Annotated in this window: 1 protein-coding gene; it reads right to left on the bottom strand. The window is 65.2% G+C overall.

Annotation, left to right across the window (positions count from 1 at the left end; all coding sequences use genetic code 11):
- A partial coding sequence (locus MLGJGCBP_RS24525) for a type IV secretory system conjugative DNA transfer family protein (protein WP_160098721.1) occupies window positions 1-515 on the bottom strand: 515 nt, incomplete at both ends.

Here is a 515-nt window from a genome sequence, read left to right as displayed (position 1 = left end):
AGCATTCCCATGCCCTTGTTGCCCCACACTTCGGTGCCCTGGGCGTAGCTCTGCAGGATGGTCATGATCACGATTCCGCGGGAGCCGTAGTGGCTGTAGAGCTTCGGCAGCTGGGTCCAGCGGACCACGTTCGCTGCTTCGTCCAAGGCGGCGAGCAGGGGTACCGGTAGCCGCCCACCTTTCGACCGGGTGGCCAGTTCCTCGGCGGCCTCGCAGATCGCGACGGTCAGCGCGGTCACCAGCGGGCCGGCCGAGCCGTTGCCTTCACGGGAGAGCAGGTAGATGGTGTCGGTGGAGCGGACGAACTCGCGGGGATCGAAATGCGGTATCCGTGGCCCCTGTCCGTCGGTCGACACCCATGGCCGGATGGACTGCATCTTCAAGCAGCGGATCATTTTCCGGGCCGTGCCGAAGACACCGCCGCGCTGTTTCGCGGGGGCGTTGTACTGGCCGCTGAGTCCGGATGCGTGCAGGTCGTAGCCGTGTTTGCGGAGAATGTTGACCGGTTCGACGTT

Origin of the sequence: Rhodococcus sp. T7 (assembly GCF_009872365.1) — a bacterium.
Lineage (GTDB): Bacteria > Actinomycetota > Actinomycetes > Mycobacteriales > Mycobacteriaceae > Rhodococcus_F.
This window is presented reverse-complemented; position numbering and strand designations above follow the sequence as displayed.